Source organism: Luteococcus struthionis, assembly GCF_048595755.1.
In the GTDB taxonomy this organism is placed as follows: domain Bacteria; phylum Actinomycetota; class Actinomycetes; order Propionibacteriales; family Propionibacteriaceae; genus Luteococcus.
The window spans coordinates 1,246,101-1,269,869 of sequence record NZ_CP184360.1 but is presented as its reverse complement, the minus strand read 5'-3'; the positions used below and the strand labels follow the sequence as shown (position 1 = coordinate 1,269,869).

Genomic DNA, 23,769 nt, shown 5'->3' with positions numbered 1-23,769 from the left:
GCGGTTGGCGGCAACGTCGTGCCTCGCTGAGCCGACGGCTGGTGTGGCTGTCCACCATGTCGGTGTCGCTGGCCGTGGTGCTGATCTCGGTCGCCGCCTACGTCACCGCCCGGGTGAGCCTGTACGAGCAGCTCGACAATGAGCTGATCGAGGTTGCCTCCTACATCAGCACCCCGATCGAGTCCGACATCGAGGGGATGGGTGGCCTCAACTCCGACGCCCTACGCGCCGCCAACGTCGCGCTCCTGCTGCTGGGCAGCGACAACAAGGCGACGGAGGTGCCCGGCACTGCCGTCACCATCGAGTGGGGCGCCGAGGAGCTGGCGGTCGCCCGCACCCAGACCGGCACCTCGGCTCGTACGCTGACCGACATCGACGGCACCCGCTACCGCATGGTGGCGGTGCCCCAGGTGGTGCAGGACAAGCGCTACGCCCTGGTGCTGGCCCGGCCCCTGTCGCCCACCGAGTCGACGCTGGACTCGCTGTGGATCACCATGATCTTGACCGGCGGCATCGGCGTGGTGATGGCCGTCGGCCTGGGTTGGTGGACTGCCCGGGAGGCGCTCAGCCCGCTGCGCAACCTGTCGGGGGCCGTGACCCACGTCACCGAGACCGACGAGCTGGCACCCATCGAGATCCACTCCGAGGACGAACTGGGCGACCTGACCCGATCCTTCAACACCATGCTGAACTCGCTGAGTTCGTCGCGAGAACGCCAGAAGCGCCTGATCGCCGACGCCGGGCACGAGCTGCGCACGCCGCTGACCTCCATGCGCACCAACATCGAGCTGCTGGTGGCCGACGAGAAGACCGGCATGCTGCCCGAGGGTGCCCGCGGCGAGATCCTGCACGACATCGCCGCCCAGCTGGGCGAGTTCACCTCGCTGGTGGGTGACCTGGTGCAGCTGTCCCGCGAGGACAAGGTGACCGCCAATCCCGAGCCGCTCGACCTGCGCGACGTGGTGGAGTCGGCCATCGTGCGCGCCAAGCGACGCGGCCCCGGCCTCAACTTCGACGTCGAGCTCAACCCGCTCTTCCTGGTGGGTGAACCCGACACCCTGGAGCGTGCCGTCACCAACCTGCTCGACAATGCCGTCAAATTCAGCCCGCCCGGCGGCACCATCCACGTGCACCTGGAGGGCGACACGCTGCGCATCGCCGACCAGGGCCCGGGCATCGCCGACGAGGACCTGCCGCACGTCTTCGACCGCTTCTACCGTTCCGACCGGGCGCGCAACACCCCCGGCACCGGCCTGGGCCTGTCGATCGTCGCGCACACCATCACCTCGCACGGCGGGCAGGTGACCGCTCGTCGCTCCGCCGAGGGTGGCGCCGAGTTCGTCGTGCGGCTGCCCGGCAAGACCGTCGAGGAGCAGCTGGCCGAGGAGGAACCGGCCCCAGCCCCCGAAGGCGAGGCTTGAGATACGTCGGGCCTGAGCCGACTCGGGGCCTGAGCGGTCTCATTTGGTCCCCAAGGGTGGTGCGGCGGCGGGGACGGGCTGGTTAGCCTGCCTGCCATGTCTTCTCCAGAGGCCTCCCCTGCCCCGCTGAAGCGTGCCGTCGGCACCTGGGGTCTGTTCCTGTTCATCCTGGGCGACGTGCTGGGCGCCGGCGTCTACGTGCTGGTCGGCGAGGTGGCCGGCACCGCCGGTGGTGCGGTCTGGGTGCCGCTGCTGGTGGCCCTGCTGCTGGCCCTGCTGACCGCCGGGTCCTATGCGGAGCTGGCCACCAAGTACCCGTGGGCGGGCGGATCGGCGCACTACACGCAGCGCGCCTTCGGCCCCTTCGTCGGATTCCTCGTCGGCTTCTGCATGCTGGCCGCGGGCATCGTCTCGGTGGGAGCCCTGGCGCTGGGTTTCGCCGGCGACTACCTGGCCGAATTCGTCCAGTTGCCGACGGCCCTGGTCGTGGTGGTCTTCCTGGGGCTGTTGGCGGCCTTGAACCTGCGCGGCATCAAGGAGTCGATGGCCACCAATGCGGTCGCCACGGTGGTGGAGGTCTCCGGCCTGCTCTTGGTGCTGGCCCTCGGGCTGGTGGTGATCGGCCGCGGCGATGCCGACCTGTCGCGGCTGACGCAACTGGGCACACCCGAGCACGGGGTGGCGGGGGCGGTGCTGGCCGCCTCCGTGCTGGCCTTCTACTCCTACGTCGGTTTCGAGACCTCGGTGAACATCGCCGAGGAGGCCAGCGATCCCAGCCGCTCCTATCCCCGGGCGCTGTTCGGTGCGCTGCTGGTGGCGGGCTTCATCTACGTCGGCGTCGGGGTCGCGGCCTCCGCCATCCTCCCTACCGACGAGCTGGCCGCCTCATCGGGTCCGCTGTTGGAGGTGGTGCGCGCAGCCGGCGGGGTGCCCACCGTGCTGTTCAGCGTCATCGCGCTGGTCGCGGTGGCCAACGGTGCGCTGCTGACCGGCATCATGTCGTCGCGGCTGGCCTATGGCATGGCACGCGACGGCCTGCTGCCTCGCGTGCTGCAGCGGGTCTTGCCCGGCCGTCGCACCCCTTGGGTGGCGATCCTGGCCACCACCGCCCTGTCGATACTGCTGGCCCTGACCGGCGAGGTGGCGACGCTGGCCAGCACCCTGGTGCTGCTGCTCCTGGTGGTCTTCGGCAGCGTCAACCTGGCGGTGCTGGTGCTGCGCAAGGACGTGGTGCAGCGACCACACTTCCGGGTGCCGGCGGTGCTGCCGGTGCTGGGCTTTGCCTCCTGCCTGCTCCTGGCCACCCGGGTGGAGGCCGAGACCTGGCGGCTGGGGCTGCCTTTGCTGGGTGTGGGTGCCCTGCTGGCCGCAGTGGCGGCCAGGAAACAAGCCACCTCGTAGAACTTTGTGTGATATTCAGCACAATTTCATCGTTGTGTGAGGCAAAGTAGCGGCTACGACGCACCAACGGCGGTGCGTCGCGGCCAGCCTGGCCCACCCCACTCCAGGAGTTCTGACCATGCACACAACGCAATCCCTCACCCTGTCGCGTCGCACCCTGCTGGGTGCCGCGGCCGTCACCGGAACCGCCGCCGTCGTCGGGAATTCACCGCAGGCCAGCGCGGCTCCTCCCGCAGCCAGCACACGTTTCGCCTCGGCCACCGACTTCGCGGTGGCCGTCTCCCCGGACGGCAAGCAGTTGGCCGTCGACCATCTGGGGGTGTTGTGGATCGTCCCCGCCTCCGGCGGCATCGCGCGACGCCTCACCAGTGACTTCAGCGACATCGCCCAGCCCAACTGGTCGCCCGACGGCAAGCGCATCGCCTTCCAGTCCTACCGCGACGGCAACTTCCACATCTGGTCCTGCACGCCCGACGGCACCGACCTGCGCCAGCACACCCAAGGCCCCTTCGACCATCGCGAGCCCCGTTTCTCGCCCGACGGCAAGACCATCGCCTACTCCACCGACCAGGGCGGCAGTTACAACATCGGCCTGCTCGACGTCGCCTCGGGCAAGACCCGACTGCTCGTGATGGACGCGCAGGATGCCTACGAGCCGGCCTGGTCGCCCGACGGCAAGCGCATCGCCTACGTCGTCGAGAACACCCAGGTGCACGAGGTCACGGTGCACTCCGGTCAGCGACGCACCTTGGCCACGCTGGAGCCGGAGCAGGTGGCGCACCACCCGGCCTACCTGCCCGACGGCAAGGAGGTGGCCTTCCACCTGTTCGCCGACGGGAAGAACTCCCTGCAGCTCACCGACGGGGCCGCCCTGGTCTCGGGCGAGGAGGTCTTCCCGCTGCCGGCCAGCTTCCTGCCCGACGGGACCTTCTACTACGCCGCCGGCGGTCGGATCCGTCGCCGTCGCCTGTCGGGCAGCGACGCCGCCACGATCGGTTTCACTGCGGCGGTCAAGCCGGTGCAGCCCAACTACCGTCGCTCGGTGCGTCGTTTCGATGCGCCCGGCCGTTTCCCCGTGGTGGGCATCGGCAGCCCGGTGCTCTCCCGTGACGGCAAGCAGATCGCCTTCTGCGCCCTCAACGACGTCTACCTGATGCCCGTCGACGGCAAGGCCAAGCCGCTGTTCCAGGAGCCGTGGTGGTTCAGCCATCCCGACTTCTCCCCCTCCGGCAAGGAGCTGGTCTACGCCAGCGACCGCAGCGGCACCATGAACCTGTGGATCCGTGATCTTGCCAGCGGCGCCGATCGCCAGCTCACGGCCTTCACAGACATGGCTGCGGTGTCCTGCCGTTGGTCGCCGGACGGCAAGGAGATCGCCTTCCTCGACCAGGACGGCGGGCTGTGGGTTGCCGATGCGACCACCGGCAGTTCGCAGCTGGTCTTCGACGCCACCTTCGAGCCCGGCCGGCCCACCTGGTCGCCCGACGGGAAGCTGATTGCCCTGGCGGCGGTGAAGCCGTACACCAAGCGCTTCCGCGAGGGCCTGAGCACCATCCTGGTGGTCGACCGCGCCACCGGCGAGGGCAGCTACCACGAGGTGGCGCCGCACCGTTCGCTGCAGACCCGCGGCGACGACGGGCCGATCTGGGCACCCGACGGATCGAGCATGCTGTTCGCGATGGCCAACCGGGCATGGACCCTGCCCGTCGACGAGGCCGGCAAGCCCACCGGCAAGCCACGACGCGTCAATGACGAGCTGACCGATGCGCTGAGCTGGGGAGCCGACTCGCAGACCTTCCTGTACCTGTCCGGCGAGCGACTGCGGCTCAGCCGTCGGGGTCGGGTCCGCACCCTGTCCACCGCTCTGACCTGGAGCAACCACCGCGGCACCGAGAAGGCCTACGTCATCCATGCCGGCCAGCTGTGGGACGGCGAGTCCAAGACCGTGCGCCGCAATGTCGACGTCGTGGTGCGCGGGCAGCGGATCGTCGCCGTGGAGCCGCATCGCAAGCGCCCCGGCATGACCGTGGTGGACGCCAGCAAGCGCTTCGTGATGCCCGGCCTGATCGATGCCCACCATCACCGTGAGATGCAGGGCTATGAGTACGGCAGCCGGCAGGGCGCGCTGTGGCTCTCGATGGGTGTCACCATGACCCGTTCGCCCGGTTCGCCCGCCTTCCACATGGTCCACGAACGGGAGGCGGTGCAGTCCGGTCGTCGGCTGGCGCCGCGCTACCTTGCCACCGGCGAGGCGATCGACGGCTCACGCATCTACTACAACTTCATGCGGCCCACCACGTCCACGGGCCAGGTGCGCGAGGAGATGCGACGTGCCCGGGAGCTCGACTACGACCTCATCAAGTGCTACGTCCGCCTGCGCACCGAGGACCATCGTCGGGTGATCGCCGACGCCCATCGCGCCGGCATGCACGTCACCTCGCACTACCACTACCCCGCGCTGGCCTTTGGTGGCGACTGGACCGAGCACATCGGTGCCACCAACCGTTTTGGCTACTCGCGCACCATCACCAATGTGGGCACCGGCTACGAGGACGTCATCAAGCCCTTCGTCGACGCCCAGATGGCGCGCACCCCGACCCTGTTCGACTCGAGCATCCTGTACCGCGAGGACGACAGTCTGGTCAGCGACGAGCGCATCACCCGTCTGAATCCGGTCTGGCGCAAGGCTGCGCTGGACAGGACGGTCGAGGAGGCACGCGCCGGTGACCCGACGCCGACCCTCACCAAGCTGGAGAACCAGGTGGCCCAGGTGAAGGCCATGATCCGCGCCGGAGGGGTGGTGACCAGCGGCACCGATGCACCGATCGACCACCTGGCCATCAGCCTGCACATGAACCTGCGAGCCATGGTGAAGTTCGGTGTCTCCACGCTGGATGCGCTGCGTTCGGTGACCAGCGTCACCGGCAAGGTCTTGCGCCAACCGATCGGCCGAGTCGCCAAGGGCATGTACGCCGATCTGCTCATCGTCGACGGCAATCCGCTGGAGAACATCGACGACCTGGCCAATGTCAACGCAGTGGTCACGGCCGGCCGGCACCTGACGCGCGCGGAGATCATGGCGCCCTTCCCCAGCCCGACTGCCACCGACAGGAGGCAACCGGTGAAGGGCACCAGCGTCGCGGCGGCCTCGGGTGCCAAGACGAGCCGGGTCACGGCGAAGCAGGGCGACCAGCAGGTGCGCCCCCGGGTACCGAAGCACGGCAGCGCGCAGGACCAGTGGTGGAACAGCCCGCAGGAGCTGGCCGAGGCCCGCCGGCAGTGCTGCCGGGAGCACTGACCACACGACGGACGCTGCCCATCTGGGTAGTGCTATTTTCGCAGCAGGGTGGTCCTCGACCTTCGCGTCGGGGACCACCCTGCTGGGTTTCGCCCAGGATCCGAGATTGCCGGGCTTGCGCCGGAAAGCCCCATCTGCGCCTTTTCCTTGTGCAGTGGGCGTCGGGGCGAATGGCCCGATTATGACCCTTGGCACAGTGCACCCGGACTGGCAGATTGACCACATCGTCGACCCCCAGGAGCCCCGATGCGGAAGCTCACCAGCCTGCTGGTACTCGCCTGCCTGCTCGCAGCCTGCTCACCGGACCCCGACCCGGGACCGCCACCTGCCACCACACCTGCGGCCACCGCAAGCAGCACGACCCCCAGCGCGGCTGCGTCGAACCCGAGCACGGACCCGATGTATCTCGAGGCGGTCGAGGTGTACAAGGCGTATTTCGCCGAGGTAGACAAAGCTGAAATGAGTGGCTTCGAACCAGAATCCGTCGCTGATGCGATCGATCCCTATCTGGCAGAGCCACTCAAGGGACTGGTGGAATCCGCCTATCAAGGAGATCGCGAGTTGGGTTTCCGTCCGAAGGCGGAGTCTGGGGCAAAGATCACGTCAATGGCGCCGAACCCCGGAATAGCGCGCGAAGGGTCGATCACATCGCTTCGTGTCTGCGTGGACGCGAGTCACGTGACAATGGTGGACAAGGCCTCTGGACAGGACGTCGGAACAGGACGCAAGACCTACAACGAGGTCTACTTCAAGCGGGAGAAAGCTCAGCTCAAAGCATTCATCCAGGATAGTGAAGTGGTGAATCGATGCCCCATGTGATGCCTTTCGCCGTGTCCATGGCACTCTCCATCACAGTCATGCCGCTCCAAGGCCTAAACCCGCCCCGCAGCAACCACGAATCCTCCTATCGCACATCCGTCAGTACTTCACCCGGGCAGGTCCAAGTCCGAGCCAAGAAGGTCACCCAACGCCAGACGCGTTCGGTTCCCATCCAACAGGCGCGCACCCAAGCAAGACACCAGGCCCCGGTCTCGGCCTCTGTGCCGGCACCACGCAGGGTGAGCAGCGTCGGCTACCTGCTGCGCACCGGAGCCCCTGCCCGAACGAGCGGCGGAGGTTCGTCCCTGCCGCGGGCAGCTGCCGCAGCGGCTCCCAAGCGGCAATACGTCAACCCTGTCTGTGTCGCGAGCCCCACGCAGGTGTGCGGGTTCGAGGACTACTTCGTCTCCGCACCAGCAGCGGCGCCGAAACCGGCACCCACCAGCGGCCCGCCGGCGCAGCAGGAACCGGCCGCAGCCGCAGCACCCGCCCCTGAGCCGGCCCCAGAACCCGAACCGGTCATCGACGTCGTCAGCATCGTCAACCAGGCCGTCGGCCAGGTTGACCTGCCGCTGCCCGAACCCCACTTGGGCCCCGAGCCCGGCATCAACGAGTGGAACATGTTGGCCGTCGGTCTGCCCGTGTGGCTGTGGACCGACGAACCGCCGGTCATCAACGCATCGGTCACGCAGCAGGGCATCCCGGTCACATTGATCGCCCACCGGGTGCGCACCGAGGTCACCACCGGTGACGGCACCACCCTGTCGTGCAAGACCGCGACACCGCGGCCCACCAGCGCCGAGCCGATGGCCGCCTCGCCCGACTGTGGCCACACGTGGATGAAGGCCGGCACCTACGACGTCACCGCCAACACCACCTGGGCCGTCGAATGGCAAGCCCTCGGGCAAGCCGGAATGGTCACCATGTCTCGCAGCGCGAGCCGCTCCGTGGAGGTCGGTGAGCTGGAGTCGGTGGTCACCCGCTGATCAGGCCATTTGTGGACCACCGCGAGGCGCCGTCCCCTAGTCGGGCAGTCGCAGCGGCTACCGGGCCTCTGACACCGCCGCCCTGCCACCGAGCTCCGCGGCGATGATGCGCGCGCACTCGGCGGCGCCGTCGACACCCTCATGCTCCCGGGAGACCCGCTGTGCGACCTGCCGAATCCCAGGGTCTTCCAGCAGCCGATCCAGGGCGCCGTGGAAAGACCGGGCATCACCGCGCAGGTCGCGCGGAGACAGTGCGATCGCGTTGCCGCGGTGCGCCCAGACGTCGACATTCCAGCGTTGTTCGGCGCTGAGGCCCATCCCGATGAAGGGAATGCCCGTGGCGCAGGCGGTCTGCACGGTCCCCTGTCCCCCGTGCAGGACGGCGGCATCCACCAGGCCGCCCAGCCGGTGGGCGGGCACCAGATCCGTGAGGTGGATGTTGCCGGGCAGCGCCGCCTCGTCACTGGGTGACAGGTATTGGCGAAGCGGTGCGACCACCTCCACGGGCGCCTTGGCCAGGGCGCGCAGGGCATTGCGCACCAAGCCCGGAGTGCCCGAGGAACCGAAGGCGCAGTAGACGACGGGACGCTCTGCGGCAGCCAGCTCCTCGACGATGGCCGGCATCGGGGCGTCCAGTTTGGCGAAGACGGGGCCGACGACGTGATGCCCCTGCGGGAGCGGGGAACTTCCCACCTCGTCGAGCATCGCGGTGAGCAACACGTGGTCGGCGCCGAGCAGGTCTGTGAGGGTGCGCATCGGCACGCCGTTCTCTCGTCCGATGCGCTGGAAGGAGCGCGGCAGCAGCGGAAGGCTGTCGACGAGGCGAGCGGCAAGGCTGGCGACGCCCTTGTTCAGCAGCCGTCCGGCACCCCGGGACGGGAGGATTGGCAGCCCGCGCCCCGAGGCGAGGTGGGCGGCACTGAAGGCATAGGGGACGGGATAGAAGAGCGGGACAGACTCGGCGCGGGTTGAGATCGGCGTGGTGGGGTTGGTGCCGTGAACCACGGCGACGGCGCCGAGATCACGAATGGCGGCACGTTCCACGTCGACCCGCTCCCGAACCCTGTCGACGGTGAAGGGATGGCGCAGGGTCCGTCCCTGGTCGAAGGCGATCACCTGGGCCGCCTGCTCGTCGGTGAACGGTGTGGCGCCCGGCAGACGCGGAAAACCCGTTTGGGTGATGAGGTGGTCGAAGCCCTTGTCATGCACCAGGAAGACGGGCCGCACTCCGGGGTGGGCGCGCAGGGCCTTGGCCACCTCGACCATGCGGGTGACCTCGGCCAGGTTCAGGCCGATAGGGGTGAACAGGACCGTCGTCGCGGTGTCCATGCCGAAACGCTACCCATCCGAAGGTTCAGCAGGGAATCCCCGATGTCAGGGCGCTCTAGAACAGCGTGGCCTCCGAGGAGGCCTCCACCGCCCCCGGCAACCGGAGCCGCGCCTCGAGGTCGGGATAGGGGTCGCTGAGGGGCTGCCGTGCGCCGCGGATCTGGTCGATCAGTTCAACCAGCGCCGGCCCGCTGACGTAGTGCCGGGCACGAGTTTCACCGCGGGCGGTGAGCAGCCCAACGTCGGCCATGCGCTGCAGGTCCTTGGTGGCCGTCCGAGGATCGATGCCGCCTGATCGTTCCATGTGGCTGGCGCGTGTGACGCGTCGGCCTTGATAGGCGTCGAAGAGCACGTCGGCCGCGCGATCCGGCAGCCCGAACGTGGCGACCAGCTGGTCCAGCTCTCCCCACAACACTTCGGCCTCACGGAATCGACGGCGCAAGGTCTGGGCCTGCATGTGATGAGCCCGCAGGTTGAACTGGATCCAGAGCGTCGTGTCATTCTCCGGGTGCCAAGCCCCGTGACCCGTCGCCGCAAGGACCCGGTAGTAGTCGTCGGTATTGCTGCCCAACCACTCCTCGATACTGGAGAACTCGGGGGTGATCACCTTGTCGCGCGCCATGACCATGGTCTGGAGCGCCCGAGCCATGCGGCCATTGCCATCGCGGAAGGGATGGATCATCACCAGGTTCAGATGGGCCATGGCAGCGCGAACCATGGGATCGACCGGCGCTGGGCTTGCCAGCGAAGCAACCAAGGAGTCCATCAGGTCGGGAACGAGCTCCGGGTCGGGCCCTTGGTAGACGGTGCGATCTCCCCTGTCATCCCGGACATAGATCTCGCTGGTGCGATAGGTGCCCGGCGCCTTGGAGAAGTCGTGCTCCAGCAGCATGAAGTGCATGGTGCGCAGGGTCTGCGCATCGATGGTGAAGCCCGGGGCCGTGGCGAGGTTGATCACATAGGTCAGGACCCGTCGGTATCCGGTGATCTCAGCCCATGTCTTCTGGTCCGCGGACAGGGGCTCCTCGTCGTCCATGGCGGCCAGCGCATCCTCGGGCGTGATGGTGTATCCCTCGATGGTGTTCGAACCCTGCACGGCACGCGCTTGGGCGCTGCGACGCAGTCCGCCGTGCCAACGCCGTGGCGTTCGCAGCCTGGAACTCAGTTCGCGCTTCATCCCGTTGACCTCGGCCGCGACGTTCCGGTCATGATCGTCCAGCATCGGAGGGCGGTAGATCTCAACCATGAATGCCCCTTGTTCTAGATGCATTGACCAACCAAAGAGCCGGTCAATGAATCTAATACTAGATGCATTGGTGTGGGTGTTCTACCCAGCGGCCTCAGCCTTTCGGGAGCCTCGCCACCAAGTCCTCCAGAACCCGGCTCGCCGACAGGGTGTCGCCACACAGGTAGCCGGAGGCAGCGGAGTAGTCGAAGCCCCGAAGTCGCTCGCCATAACGATCAAGGAGTTGGCCGAAGAGCCTGGTCGCCGGCTCCGTGCTGTCGTAGATGGCCAGCTCCCGGTGCAGCTCGTGACCGTTCGCCTCCAGCACGCACCAGGTCTCACCATCGGCGTCAGCCAAGCGCATTCGGGCCATGACGGGACCACTGGAAAGTTCCTCCGGATCGGCGAGGGGCACAGCGGCCATCGCCCGCCACCGCTCCAGTCGGTTGGCGTGTGCCGCATAGCTCGGCAGCGCCTTGATGGCCTCCTCGTCGCCACCGGCGGCGGCCTGCTGGACGTCGATCAGGGCTGGGCTGCTGAACAGCGCGACCTTCTGCTGACAGGAAGGGCACCCCATCTCCGCCACACCACTGTCGTAGTAGTCCAGCAGGACGAGCGTTGCCCCCAGACCTCGCCAACGGCACTTGCGACAGGTGAATTCCCGCTTCTTGGCGGTATACACGTTGGTCATTGTCTACCTGATCCTCTCGTTCGAGTGCGGCGAAGCTGGCTCATGGTCGCAGATCGCCTCGGACTAGTTGCTCTCCACCGCGTGGTACCGACTGGTTCAGCAGACGGATCTTGGTGCAGTGGATCGTGGAGCCGGGCGACGAGGACCAATCCTTGCAGTTGCACCTGCGAGTGCCCGGAGATCCCCGTCGGGTGGCGTTGCTGGAGGTGTTGCCGACGGCATCGGTCTTCTTCGGAGCCGCGGCCGGCGCGTCAACCGGCCCGGACTTCGCCGAGATGGGCCCCGAGGAGGTGCTGGAGGTCTTCACGGACTACGTGGACCAGCTGTGCGCAATGCTCCTTGGCCCCACCACCGTGCACTACGTCTGGCGTGGGGACCGGTTGCACAACACCCGGGTCGTCTGTGAATCAGCGGAGGACGGAGAACGTGTCAGCGGGGAGTTCTTCGGTCTGCGTCGACGGGTGCTGACGCGCCTCGGGGTGCAATTCGAGGAGTGCGCCCTGCACTTCCCGCCGGATATGGCGACGACGAACTGGCGCCCAGGCGACCCAATGGAGCCCTATCCGCGGGATGCCGCTGACTCCTGGTGGCGACGGGCGGAGTGAGAACCCCGCAGGCAACTCAGCTCTCGTCAGCGATCGCCTCAAGAGTTGGCCACAGGACCTGGTCGAGCGCGACCAGATCACCGGTTCCGATGCGATTTGGTTTGATCGGTGGGCGCTCGCCCGACCTGATTCGCGTCAGCACGGAGTGTGTCGGCAGTTCCAGATGTGGAAGGGATTCCAGCACATCGAGAGCATCCTCCTGGGTGGCATCTGCCTCCCACGCTGCGAGGATACGGAAGGACTCCAGCACGTCCTCGGTGGGGTACCAACCGCGACTCAGATGGATGACCAGGGGCACCAGCGAGCTGTTCTCGGCGACGGGCATCTGGGCGGGAAGCCCGTCACGGACGAGCTGCTGGTAGGCGAGAGCATCCGCGTGGAGCGCCTCCAGCAGGTAGGCGTGTTCCTCGGCGCGGAGCGGAGGCCGACCGTCGGCGATGCGCTGGAAGGGGTCGCCGCTGGCCATCTCGACTAGCCAATGCTCCAGGAAGACCCCTTCCCGCACTCCGTCGGCGCCGGATGGCGATTGCGCCCAGAAGCCCCGGTCCAGATCGCGTTCCAGCAAGTGCCACGCCCAGGCGAGATCGCCCTCGGTCTCGGCTGGGCGCAGCAGGCCGAACCCCCGTGGTTGCTCCATGGGGACAGCCTGGCGGACGGGTCTGACAGTTTCAGGACTGGCGTCCTTCGCGGAGGCCTGCCATCCAGAGCACGACGTCGAGGTGGCGCAGCATTGGAATGCCATCGCCCATGTCCACGCCGGGACGCTGGGCGGCCGCGACGGCCTGGGCAAGAGCGTCGACAGTCTCGTTGTCCCGCATGATGGCCGCGAATGCAGGCCAGTCCTCGTTGGCCTGCATGGTCAGCTCCAGGTAGTTGCAGACGACGTTGTCACGCACGGGAAAGAGCTTGGGTCGCTTGCGCGCACAGATTTTGGAGGCCGTGACCCACTTGTTGCCTTCGAGCTGCTCCTTCACGAAGGTATAGAAGGCGCCCGTCGCGTCCGCATGAGCTTCGGCGTCCCGGCCGCCAAGTTCCCACTTGTTGTCAAGGTCTCGCAGGAACTCAGCTCCAGCATTGGCTTCGAAGCGACGGATTCCCCGCGGCGAGACGCTCACCGACAAGGTGGTGATGGCGAGCAGGTCTGCTGGCGTGATCCGGAGCGGGTCATTGCCCTCCAAACCAGTGAAGGTAGCCCCGGCATAGTTCCCCTCAACCGCGTAGTACCGCGCCAAGTCCTCCACCGCGTCCGCGGAGTTCACGGCCCGACGGGCGCGCTCCACAGCCCGTGCGTTCACGGCATCGTTTGGTGTCCACCATTCGCTAGTCATCAGATCATCCCTTGCACTCGTTGAAGCCTTCGGCCTCCAGCATCCATTTCCACTGGCCGTCTTCGGTGACCAGGTGCACATCGAGCGGAACCTTGACGCCTCCCGTCTCGAGTTCGGCCACCACCTTGGTGGACGGCAACGACGCGCTGGTGCCGGGGATCTTGGTCACCCCGCCATCGGTGACGCTCAAGGTTCGCTTCCACGTGATCTTCTCGTTGCTGTTGGCGCGGCAGGCCTGGAAGGCCTGCTCGCTGATCGCGTCCTTCTGGGCGTTCACGAGCGAGGCGTACTGTCCCTTCCAGTCCCCCGATCCAAACTGGCCGATCCATCCCTTGAAGAACTGGTCAGCCTGCTGTCCGTCGACGGTGGACGCCGCTGAGGAAGTCTCTCCACCGGGCGTGGCGCTGGCGCTGGTCTCGCCTTCGCGGATGTCACCATCGAGCGGATTGCCGACGTGCGCATCACATGCCGCTGGAGTGCCAGTCACCATTGTCCGCACAGATACCTTGACTCGACCATTGGCGGGCACCAGCTCCGGGAAGTCGCTGCCGCCGCCGATGATCTTTCCGGCACTGTCGAAGCAGGCGACGCCGATGCGAGGCGACTTGATGGGCGTCGAGTAGGGGTTGCTGAGCGTGAACGTCACCTGCCCAGAACCGAACTCGTCCTTGGCGAAGGTGGGCTTGATGGTCTCCATCACGAAGGGCTTGTCGCTGAAGGTGCCATCGGCAGAGACGTCGACGGTGGCTTCTACCTTGGCTGCCTTCCCGCCCTTGGGAATCTCGACCTGTGCCCCCAGAATGTGGTCGGCCTTGGGCTGGGAGAAGGCCTCCACCTGACTCTGCGAAGCAAGGATCTCGCCGGCAGCATCCAGCACATTGAAGTTGACGGTGACGGTCTGCCCCACTTGGTCGGTGTTGTTGTGGACGATGGCGGAGGCCCATGCGTACTCGCGCTCCTGCCCAAATCCGGCCTTCACCAGATGGCCTATCTGCTTCGGAGCTGCAGTGGTGGCCGCAGCAGGTGCAGCAGCCTTCTCTGTTGCTTGTTCTGATCCACCGGAAGAACAACCCACGAGGCACGCGAGCGAGATGACGGATACGAGTAGGGGCTTCTGCACTGGGGTTCCTGTCTTGCATGGCGCGGGAACCACTGCCCACGCCTTGGTGTGATTGCCGAATCGTCTCGGACCCAAGCACCCGACCACTCGAGAACACCGCACAATTAAGCTGCTCGTCAGAATCTGGGCCCGCCTAGCGGTTCGGATCAACAACTCTCCGTGGCCCCTCCTTGCACCAGGCCCTCACAGACCTGAGAGGTCAGAGTCAACAAACCCGGTGCAGTCCCCTACTGCAGAAGGAGCTTTGTCAGCGCCAACCCCATCTGCGCGCTGGAGGCGGAGGAGGGCACTTGTGGGGAGCTTGAGGGTACGGCCGCACGTTGGCAGCCGTGATCTCGTCTTCCCAGACTTGGCGCGTGAGCGATTCAGCAAGGGGAGGGTGGTCATGGGCAAGCTCGTCGATGGCCCGCCGCAACAGTTCGCGTAGGCGCCCAACCTCCGCCTCAGCAGCGATCAAGCGTTCGACTTGGGACATTGCCCGGTAACCAACCCATTCCCGGAGGACGTCAATCCGCGGGCGGTCGTATTCCAGATACCACTCGTAGCAGCGTTGCGGAGTGGTATCCGCGGTGCCCTCTTTGCAGCGAGTCGCCGCCTTGACCTCTCGCTCACGAACCAACAACGCGGCCTGGTCTGGGTGCGCTTCGCAATAGGAGCGGGCGATCCGGACCGTTCCTTCGGCGGAGACATGCAGTACAGGGCCCCGCTGGTAGATTTCCGTCCCCTCCAGCAGTGAGTTCAGCGGCTGTCCGAGCAGTTCCTCAACAGCGGAAGGGTCATCAATCAGAGCCACGTAGTCAGGGTGCGACAAGTCCACCTTTTCGAATCCGATGAGCTCCTCACAGATGACGAGGGCACAGTAGCCCTCGACCTCGTCGACTGGCTGACTCTCGACACGACGCAGCTCCCGCCAGTCCTGCTCATAATCGTCCGCCTCGGACCAGGGACAGACAAGACGTGCACCAGGCACCACCTTTCGCTTGCCAGACGCTAGCTCTATCTCGTAATGAACGGATGTTTTGCCCTTGCGGACCTTCCCAAGGATCGCCACACGCTGTGGAACGCCGTAGCGATCGCTCTCCCTGTATGACCAGAATTCACCGATCTCCATGCCCATGCCGATCCTCAGATTTCCACAGCGGCAGTCGCCGCCACTCCGCCGGGGCGCCCATGTGGCTGAGGGGAATGCGCTGAATACTCGGGTAGGTGTTCACAGCACGGGGAATGAGGCTCAGGTCACCCACTCCCCCTTGATCCAAAAGGTGTTGCACCAGTGTGAGCTGACCAAAGGTGCGATCCCCGAACCAGTGCTGGCCCGTCACCGTCTCGCTGGAACCAGCGGGCCGAATTCCTTCAGCTGCCATTCGGACGGCGTCCAGCCGGGGGCACATCCCAGCGCGGGGCATTTTCGGCTTGATGGCGTGCACCTTGTTGAACAGACGCCCTTGATGGGCGCAAGCATTTCGCACGACATTGAGGGACTTCATCCAGGACGACAGCTGCGGCCCCGTCAGGCCAAAGCAGCCAGCCACGGTGGCTTGCACCGCGAGAGGCGACAGGATGAACAGCCACGTGAGAGCGCCCCAATCAAGCACCTCAACTGCTGCCCACACTGGCAGTGTTCCGCCGTACCGTGTCTGATGGTGGGCCACGAAGTCTTCGCGAGAGTCCTGAAGAGCCCTTTCGTACAACCGGAGCCATTTGCGATAGGCGGGGCTGGGCGCGCTGCTGCGCTCCTCACGGGCGACAGGCCCCAAACGCTCTGGAAGTAGGTGCATGAGCGGATCGACGGCGCCCAGAGCGTGGCCCAGCCTGGCTCTCATCATCACCTCGACCTGACAGAGACCGGCGAACGTGGCCTGGCGCAGGTGGACATCGAATTCGTACAGGCTGACTACAGCCTCGAAAGTTGTCCCAGGATAGAAGTCGTCCGCCCGTGCATCCTCGTCAGATTGCCTGAACGGGTACCAGTAGCCGCTCAGCCGGTAGTAGTTGATGTTGGCGAGTGCCTGCTGCGCCGCCTCTGGGGAACCGATGGTCAACCCACGCGATTCCAACAGGGCGAGCTGCTGCTGGTAGGTCTTGAAGGGCTTGGCCGGTGGCATGCAGGTCTTTCGTCGGTGAAAGAGAAGACCGGCCCTGGACCTCGAAGAGGCGGAACCGGTCGTGTTGGCACTCATCATAGTTCAGCGAGAACGCCACGCCAACTCGATGGTGTCATCACCATGGAACCGCCCTGCGGGTGCCGTGCATGACGAGTCACGGTTCCATGGTGATGACACCAGACAAATAGCGTAGTCACCGCCACTTTCAGGATACTGGAAACGATCGTCGGGTCACAATGCCCGGCAATAGTCCTTGAGCAGGGCGGCCATGAGCTTGCGTCGCTCGACGAGGAGGCCCCGTAGCCCCCGGCGGTGACGTCGGCCAGGTTCTCGGGGATCGCGTTCTGACGCATGTTCTCAGCAAGCACGTCGCCTGAGGTGATCCCGTCCAGCCTGAGCCTTCCGTCTGCGATCTGAGGAATCCCTTGGCGTGGTTGAACACCTGGGCAGCCAAGAAGGTCTTGAAGATCGGGTTCTCCGACGAGCTCGTGTTGAGTCGGTCAGGCAGCGCAACCTCCCAGAATGAATCCGTGATTTCGGTCTCCTCGATGTTCTGCAGGAGGGCTGCGGCGCCAACTTCGCCGATGCGGCGGATGTCCTGCTCCCAACGGCTCTCGAAACTCCCCGAGTGGCGTCCAACGAGCATCGACATGACGAACCAGCGACGGACGATGCGCTGCCGATCCCCATGCGTCAGCGAGGAGTCCTCCAGCAAGAGCAGCTACAGGGCATACGCAAAGTTGAGGGTGTTCTTCGCCACGATCATCGACGGGGAGATGAATCCCGTCGACCAAATGATGATTATGAACTGCTTGAAGTTGTACTCGCTGGTGATCCGCAGCAGCACGTCTCGCAACTTCTCAAAGGCCGGGGCGACCAGCGCAGGATCATTGGTGCGAGTCTCGAAGTCGCGGCCAGACAGGTATCCGACGAGTGTCGCAGGTCGTCCGCGCTTGAACCCCGGCCAGGCCGACGACGCGAATGATGTCGCCATAGGCGGGATCGTAGAGATCTTCGGAATCCTTGCGAAGCCACGCGATCTTGGCGAGGTAGCCCGAATCGGCGAAGGCCGGGTCATTGGCGAGGATGTCGTCGTAGATGTGAGGTGCGGTGGCCAGGTGGCAGAAGTAGTCGATGAGCTTGCGAAGCGCTGAGCCCTCGTCACCGAACGAGTCGATCTTGCTCATGGCGAAGTCGGCGCTGCTCAGCGGGACGCCCTTCGAATTGATGCGGATTGATATCTCGGCGACGGTCTCGATGTCGAGGTCGTCAGCCAAGGTGATCACGCCCACCTGCGCGTGCTTCACGGCCTGCAGCCGACTGACATTGCGTTCGATCTGCTCGGGGTCGGCATCGGGGTTGTCCCGGCAGATCTTGCCCACGATTCCGAACAAGGAGGTGCCGTGGATCACCTCGGCGATGTCGCCGATCCACTGTGGCCTCAGTCGAGCCCGGTCGGCCCTGCCTTCAGGTAGTCCCCACCCCACACCAGCCGGCCGCTCTTGATGGCGAGCTCGAGGGCGTGATCAAGAATCGTGACGACCTTGGAAGTACGGCGCTGCAGCCCGAACTTGTGGAGCGTTTCGCTGTAGAGCTCGTCCTTGAGGATTCCGGCGCTCGACTCACCGATCACTCGCATGGCATTGGCCAGCTCGATCGGCGAGATGTGCGCCAGCTCGCGCTCGACCGTCTCGGACGGCCGGAAAGTTCGGTAGGACCCAGGGGTCGTTCCGTCGGGCCAGTAGAAGCCGTCTGGATCGGGCTTGCGCGACGCTGCTTGCAGGATCGCTTTGCTGCGGGCCGCACGCACTGCGCTCAGGCCGAAGGCGCCAGCCACGTGCTTCGCCAACCGCTCTCCATGGATGGGCCCTTCGGCGGCGACCACTTCGTCGATCACAGCAGCGACCTTCCGCCGAGCATGAGCGTGGGGCAGCGCATCGAGGACGTCCACGGATCCTCGGTAGTGCTCTTCCCAGGGGGTGAAGGCTTCGAAGCGGGCGTCACCGGCGGGCGTCGCGACAAGCGGACTCACGCGAGCCTGCCCCGCGATCTTGAGGTCGTCGTTACTCCGATCACCGGCAAAAGGAGCCTGCGCACGAGGCGGTGCCGCCATCGTCTGCAAGGCAGGAACAGCGGGAAGCTCCAACGACTCACTCTTCTCGACGTCGGCCTCCTCGGGAACGATCACGACGTTCTCCTGCACCGCTTCGTAGGGCTGGGCCGTCTCTGCCAGGTCCTTGATGCGCGCCACCACCGTCTCGGAGTCTTGGAGCCATTCCGGCAGCCACACACGGGCCACGGCAGGCCAGTGCATCATGTCGCGCAGTACAACCGTCGGCATCGCATCCCGGTCTCCGACCGTGAGCCGCTGACCCCACCCTTCACCGTCGAGCAGCACGGCCACGAGTGGCCGCTCGGGCTTGTCAGGCTTGGCCACCTGGATGTCGACGCGGAAGTCCGACAGGCCGACGTCGGTGGTCACGACGAGCCCGGTCGCGCACAGGGCGTCGGCCACCTCGTCGCGATGGCGGTCCGTGATGATCCTGCGGTGCCCGCTCTCGCTGAGAACCTCTGCTCCTCGCTGCGCCAGCTCCAGATAGGCCCGCAGGTGCTTGATGCCCAACGAGCTGGTCTCCTGGACTCGGAGGTCCTCCGGGTTGAAGGAGCTGAACAGCACGACCTGTCGCCGTGCTCGCGTGATGGCGACGTTGAGGCGTCTTTCGCCACCAGGCATCGTCAGCGGTCCGAAGTTCAGCGGCAGGATGCCCTTCTCATTGGCGCTGAAGGCAGTGGAGAAGAGCACCACATCGCGTTCGTCGCCCTGGACGTTCTCGAGATTCTTGATGAACAGCCCATTGCCGTTTGTCGAGTCCAGCGCTTCGATGAGTCGGGAATCGTCCGTCTCGCGGATAAGACTCTCGATCAGTGCCCGCTGCGGCTGATTGAAGGTCACCACACCGATGGACGGAACTGTCCCCTCTGGGCTGGCCGCGAACCGACGCCGGATGTCCTCGACGATGGCACGTGCCTCGACCATGTTGGTGCGGCGCAACTTGCTGCTGGAATTGCGGTCGAACTGCCCGTCGACGCGCACGAGGCTGATGCCGTGACCGTTGGTGGTCAACTCGGGCTCAGGCACCAGCGGTGATGGGAAGGAGCCGAGCCTTCCGTCGTAGTAGCGGGAGTTGCTGAAGGCAATGAGGGACTCGTCCTGCGAACGGTAGTGCCAGGTGAGGCTGAGCCTTTCAAGCCTGGCCTGCACGCATTCGGTCAGGATCGACTCCTCGTCGGCGACCAAGCCGGCGATCTCGTCGTCCTCGTCCAGCTGCAGCTGGGATTCGGCAACAGAGGTGGGCGGCATCTGCTTGCTGTCTCCAACGACGACGACCGACTGGCCACGGGCGATGGCCCCGATGGCATCGGCGACGCGGATCTGCGAGGCCTCGTCGAAGACGACGAGGTCGAACATGCCGGCCTGGAGCGGGAAGAAGCGAGCCAGTGAGTCGGGCGAGACGAGGACGCACGGCATGGCCGAGATGATCAGGTCTCCGTGCTTGGCCATCAGTTCGCGGACCTTCAGGCCGCCCCGCTGACGGCTGAGTTCTCGCCGCAGTTCCCCGACCTGGCCGCTGGTGGTCTGCGCTGCGTAGCCACGCCGGTCGGCGGTGCGACGGGCAAGCTCGTTCGTCAGGAACTTCCTGACCTTGCGCGACGCAGCGCCGTGGCGGGCAATCGCCTGCTCATGGGAACGACCGTCGAAGGCCTCGAGACTGGTGCTGCGGAGCCTTTCCGCGATGGAGGCCGCAGCCAGGCCTCGCCGGAAAGCGAGCGTCGCGTCGTCCGCGTGGAGTGTGCCGTCCAGCAGGTCGAGTGCAGGCTGCATCAGGCCCGCCGCCATCAGGGGCGCGATGTGTCCGCGGAGCGCCAGCCATCGCTGCAGGGAACGGCAGTCCGGGTCGTCGGGGTGGCGCCGCAGGCCGGTTTCCATCCACCGGCTGGCAAAGCCCTTGTCCCCACGCCACAGCTGGATGCTGGTCTCTGTCGCGCCGGTCTCTGAGAGGATCGTTTCCCACGCCGTCGCCACCTCGACGAGGGCTGCCTGCTCCCCTTCGGCCAGCGGTCCGTGGTTCTCCAGATGTCGTCGAGCCACCTGGGCCCGCGGATCATCGACGGTCAGGGCCTGTCGGAAGCGCGCAAGGACGGCAATCCTGCGCTGCGCCTCGGTCAGGGCACTCGAATCCAGCGAATTCCAGGGCGGAACGTTCGATCCCATGAGGAGGACTCGGTGGAGCTCCTCGACTTCGACTGCCATCTCCTGGAGGGAAGCGAGTTGGTCAGCGACCTGGCTGACGCGAGAGTGGTCGGTCACGCCCCCGGGGATGTAGGCGCCAATCTCTTGGCCGACGGCGAGCTGACGCTTCTTGCGGCCCCACCAGCCCGACTCATCCGCGGCATGGGCTCGCTGACTCAAGGCTGCAGTGTCAGCGTCCCGCACGATCGGATTGACCTGCGCCCCCGCGGAAGCTAGTGCCTGACGCAGCCGTTTGACGCTGGCATCGAACTGGGCAGCGGTGGCCGGCCAGTCCTTGCTGGCGACGATCTTCTGCACCATCTCGGCAGGCTCGGCAGTGGCAAGGATCGATGCGTGGACCTTCAGGATTGCCGGGGATTCTGCGGAGTCGACCAGATCCCACAGGGTTCCTTCCCGCAACTGGCGCACGGATCGGTCATAGACGGACGTGGCGAGTCCGACGCTGCGCAACGCGGCATCGGTCATGGTCAGTGCAGTGACGAATCCCCAAGGCGTGTTTGGCGACGGGAAGGCCGGTTGGGCCACGTCCGGCAGGGTTCGAAGGCGATGCAGGATGTCTTCGACCGTGGCCGGCGACATCGCCGCCACCGTCTCCGGCGAGATCTCCATCGCGATGCCGCCACCCGCTGCCAGAAGCTCGGTCCGAGCCGAGTACAGGCTCAGATCTGCATTGTTGTGTGCATGGACCTCGGTTGAGTATCGGCGCAGTGTTCCCGTGGCACTCCTGACGATGTCGAGTTCGGTCTGCAGGCCTTGTCGGTCGGAGGCAACCGCCAGGTCAAGGGCCTTCATGATCTGGCGTCGGACTGCCTGCGGGCTGCTGGCGCGGTCGTGCAGGTCGAGGGCGAGTTCTCCCATGCCAACGGCGTCGATCCTGTCTCGAACGACGTTGAGGGCGGCGCGCTTCTCGGCGACGAAGAGCACCTTCTTGCCCTGGGACATGGCAACGGACAGCAGGTTTGCGATGGTCTGTGACTTGCCCGTACCGGGCGGGCCTTCAAGGACGAAGGAACGCCCTTGGAGCGCCGCGCCGATGGCGGTCAGCTGCGACCCGTCAGCTGGAATCGGGCACGACTCTGCGAGCGCTTCGAGGTCGATCGTGTCCCGCTGAACAGGGTCGACGAACTGCTCGGTCGGACTCAGGGCCAGATGGTGCACCAAGGGCTGGCGCAGCGCTTCCTGCCATGACTCGTCCAGGTCCTTCCACAGCCGGAACTTGGCGAACTGGAGGATAGATACCGATGCGCTCTCCTCTACGTGGAAGGGCAGGCCGTGGTCGGCCAACGCCACGCGAAGCGTCTGGAGGGCTGCTGTGAGGTCGATTCCGGCTGAATCTGCCGGAGGGGAGCTGAACTCCGGGCACCGGAAGCCGAAGGACTGGTAGAGCTTCTCGAGCAGGCAGTAGTTCGGGGAGCTCTGCGCGGCGTCGTCGGCCTTGATCTGGTAAAGCGACTGACGTCGCGCCGCTGCGGTCAGCTTCACCGGCACAAGGACCAGCGGTGATCGCAGTTCGCGATCATCGAGCTGCCAGACCAAGGTGCCGAGCGAGAGGTAGAGGTTGTTGGCGCCGGTCTCCTCGGCAATGGTGCGGGCCTTGTGCGCCAGGGCCTGCATCGAGCGGTCATAGCTCTCCGACCGGACATCGGTGTAGAGGCTGGCATTGCTGGCGAGCTTCTGTGCAAGAACCTCGTCGGGAAGGTCCGCTGCCGTCGCGCGTTCTCCCAGACGGACCCTGTGGATGTCGTCGAACTGGTCGGACGACAGCAGGGTCAGGGACTTGCCGGACTGCACACGGTCTTCCAGTTCGCTCAGGGATCCGCTCGGCACCCGGACGGAGACTGCACCACGATTGGAGAAGTTGATCAATCGGTTGCGAAGGCTCAGGTCGAGCAGTGAGTTCTTCCACTGTTGGACCCGAGCGGGAGCCGGGCTGACATCACTGCGACCTGCCGGTGCGGAGGAGGAGACCAGCTGCGGCGTTGCGCTGTGGGCCAGCCCCGCCGGGCGGTACTCGAAGACCTGCACCCCGCCGTCGACCGACCGGACCGCCGGAAGGGGCAAGACCTGGCTGCGCCGGGCCGCGACGACGTCGAGGACCCCCACGAGCCGGTCCGCAGACATTTTCTCGCGGCTGGAGTTGTGAGCAGCACTGAAGGGGGTTGGCTCGCTGCGCAAACACAGCGCCGTCGTCTCCACCGTCCCTAGAACTCCCAGGTCGAAGCGGTTGATCAATTCGCCTGCATCGACGAGGTTTGCTCCGAAGCTCTCCACCTCGTCACGCCAGTAGGCAAGCAAGGCATGGCCCTTGAGAACCCAGATCAAGGGGCGGATCCCTGCCTGTTCCAAGGCTGCGGCCATCGTCACAGCAAGGTCAAGACAGGTGCCCATGCGACCGTCGAGGACGTCCCGGGGCGAGCGAACCTTCTGGCCGGTCTCCGCCCAGCTCGCAGGAGGTTCGCTGTAGGTGATCTGGCGCCCTTGCATCGCCTCGTAGGTGGCGCGCACTATCTCGTCGACACGCTCGGGGCCGGCTTGGTAGCCCTGCAGAGAACCATCCCCCGTGTCAGCCAGCAGGATGCGCGAGACGTCCGCGAGCAACGCCCCCACTTCCGGGGCATTCGGCAATACATGAGCTGCCAAGAGCTCGATGGACAGCCCGGCCGGAACGCTCAGCCAGTGATTGGAGGCCAGAATGGAGACATCGGCTCGCGCTGACGACAGCTGGTTGTTGTCGGAATCAGTGACAGTCACTTCCACCCATCCCGGACGACGCTCTGTCACTTGGCTCATGGCGCTGGGGTCGAGCAGGACCTCCGCTCCGTCAAGGACCACAGTGCTGTGGGCAGCACAGTCGGCGTTGAGCGCACAAGGCCGAGAGAGGGTTCCCTGAGCATCGCGCACGACCACGTCCACCACGACATGTCGGGGTTCGTCCGAGTGGTTCCTAATGGCGAGCTGCTGCAGAACGGGAACACGGCTGTTGGCCATGGCATAGCTCAGGACTGTGTTCACAGCGAGTTCAATAGTGGTCGCGGACATGTCGGTGGAATTCCTCTTCTCACATTGCTTCGCTGCACCCGATGACGCCACGGCCCCGAACCGCGAGCCTGACTCTAACGGCCTTGGGGA

16 protein-coding genes are annotated in these 23,769 nt (G+C 65.8%); 6 read left to right on the top strand and 10 right to left on the bottom strand.

All coding sequences use genetic code 11. The features are described 5' to 3' along the window. The first annotated feature begins 56 nt into the window (after positions 1–56). The 5 genes from ACOAMO_RS05750 to ACOAMO_RS05730 all read left to right on the top strand — a co-directional run bounded on the left by ACOAMO_RS05750 (position 57) and on the right by ACOAMO_RS05730 (position 7,925). The gene (locus ACOAMO_RS05750; RefSeq protein WP_420176975.1) at positions 57–1,421 is read left to right on the top strand and encodes a HAMP domain-containing sensor histidine kinase; all 1,365 of its coding nucleotides are present in this window, start codon (positions 57–59) and stop codon (positions 1,419–1,421) included. A gap of 96 nt (positions 1,422–1,517) precedes the next feature. Beyond that, a complete protein-coding gene (locus tag ACOAMO_RS05745; RefSeq protein ID WP_420176631.1) occupies positions 1,518–2,822 on the top strand; it encodes an APC family permease in 1,305 nt (434 codons plus the stop codon). Positions 2,823–2,940: 118 nt separating this feature from the next. After that, a complete protein-coding gene (locus tag ACOAMO_RS05740) occupies positions 2,941–6,120 on the top strand; it encodes an amidohydrolase family protein (protein WP_420176630.1) in 3,180 nt (1,059 codons plus the stop codon). 246 nt (positions 6,121–6,366) lie between these two features. After that, positions 6,367–6,939 carry a hypothetical protein gene (locus tag ACOAMO_RS05735; protein WP_420176629.1) on the top strand — a complete coding sequence of 191 codons (573 nt, stop codon included), beginning with the start codon at positions 6,367–6,369 and terminating at the stop codon, positions 6,937–6,939. A 380-nt stretch (positions 6,940–7,319) separates the two neighbouring features. Further along, positions 7,320–7,925: a hypothetical protein gene (locus ACOAMO_RS05730; protein WP_420176628.1), complete on the top strand. Its 606-nt coding sequence runs from the start codon at positions 7,320–7,322 to the stop codon at positions 7,923–7,925. A 57-nt stretch (positions 7,926–7,982) separates the two neighbouring features. Here ACOAMO_RS05730 and ACOAMO_RS05725 read toward each other — a convergent pair whose 3' ends face one another. The 3 genes from ACOAMO_RS05725 to ACOAMO_RS05715 all read right to left on the bottom strand — a co-directional run bounded on the left by ACOAMO_RS05725 (position 7,983) and on the right by ACOAMO_RS05715 (position 11,170). Then, positions 7,983–9,254 (bottom strand): nucleotide disphospho-sugar-binding domain-containing protein, encoded by a 1,272-nt coding sequence (locus ACOAMO_RS05725; protein WP_420176627.1) that lies wholly within the window; start codon positions 9,252–9,254, stop codon positions 7,983–7,985. A gap of 55 nt (positions 9,255–9,309) precedes the next feature. Further along, positions 9,310–10,500 (bottom strand): Fic family protein, encoded by a 1,191-nt coding sequence (locus ACOAMO_RS05720; protein ID WP_420176626.1) that lies wholly within the window; start codon positions 10,498–10,500, stop codon positions 9,310–9,312. Positions 10,501–10,594: 94 nt separating this feature from the next. After that, a complete protein-coding gene (locus tag ACOAMO_RS05715) occupies positions 10,595–11,170 on the bottom strand; it encodes a hypothetical protein (RefSeq protein WP_420176625.1) in 576 nt (191 codons plus the stop codon). 113 nt (positions 11,171–11,283) lie between these two features. On the opposite strand from ACOAMO_RS05715, the gene ACOAMO_RS05710 reads away from it, so the two are divergent. Then, positions 11,284–11,775 (top strand): hypothetical protein, encoded by a 492-nt coding sequence (locus ACOAMO_RS05710; protein WP_420176624.1) that lies wholly within the window; start codon positions 11,284–11,286, stop codon positions 11,773–11,775. A 16-nt stretch (positions 11,776–11,791) separates the two neighbouring features. Here ACOAMO_RS05710 and ACOAMO_RS05705 read toward each other — a convergent pair whose 3' ends face one another. The 7 genes from ACOAMO_RS05705 to ACOAMO_RS05675 all read right to left on the bottom strand — a co-directional run bounded on the left by ACOAMO_RS05705 (position 11,792) and on the right by ACOAMO_RS05675 (position 23,391). Further along, the gene (locus ACOAMO_RS05705) at positions 11,792–12,412 is read right to left on the bottom strand and encodes a hypothetical protein (protein WP_420176623.1); all 621 of its coding nucleotides are present in this window, start codon (positions 12,410–12,412) and stop codon (positions 11,792–11,794) included. Between the two features lie 31 nt (positions 12,413–12,443). Beyond that, entirely contained in the window at positions 12,444–13,103 is a 660-nt protein-coding gene (locus tag ACOAMO_RS05700) for a DUF6308 family protein (RefSeq protein WP_420176622.1), read from the bottom strand. A 4-nt stretch (positions 13,104–13,107) separates the two neighbouring features. Continuing rightward, positions 13,108–14,082, bottom strand: coding sequence for a hypothetical protein (locus tag ACOAMO_RS05695; RefSeq protein ID WP_420176621.1), 975 nt, complete (start codon positions 14,080–14,082; stop codon positions 13,108–13,110). Positions 14,083–14,470: 388 nt separating this feature from the next. Continuing rightward, positions 14,471–15,340 (bottom strand): hypothetical protein, encoded by an 870-nt coding sequence (locus ACOAMO_RS05690; protein ID WP_420176620.1) that lies wholly within the window; start codon positions 15,338–15,340, stop codon positions 14,471–14,473. Then, the gene (locus tag ACOAMO_RS05685; protein WP_420176619.1) at positions 15,321–16,328 is read right to left on the bottom strand and encodes an Abi family protein; all 1,008 of its coding nucleotides are present in this window, start codon (positions 16,326–16,328) and stop codon (positions 15,321–15,323) included. Before ACOAMO_RS05685 ends, ACOAMO_RS05690 begins: the two co-directional genes overlap by 20 nt. Before the next feature lie 887 nt (positions 16,329–17,215). Then, entirely contained in the window at positions 17,216–17,740 is a 525-nt protein-coding gene (locus tag ACOAMO_RS05680; RefSeq protein ID WP_420176618.1) for a hypothetical protein, read from the bottom strand. Positions 17,741–17,769: 29 nt separating this feature from the next. Continuing rightward, positions 17,770–23,391, bottom strand: coding sequence for a DUF3320 domain-containing protein (locus ACOAMO_RS05675; protein ID WP_420176617.1), 5,622 nt, complete (start codon positions 23,389–23,391; stop codon positions 17,770–17,772). Positions 23,392–23,769: the final 378 nt, after the last annotated feature.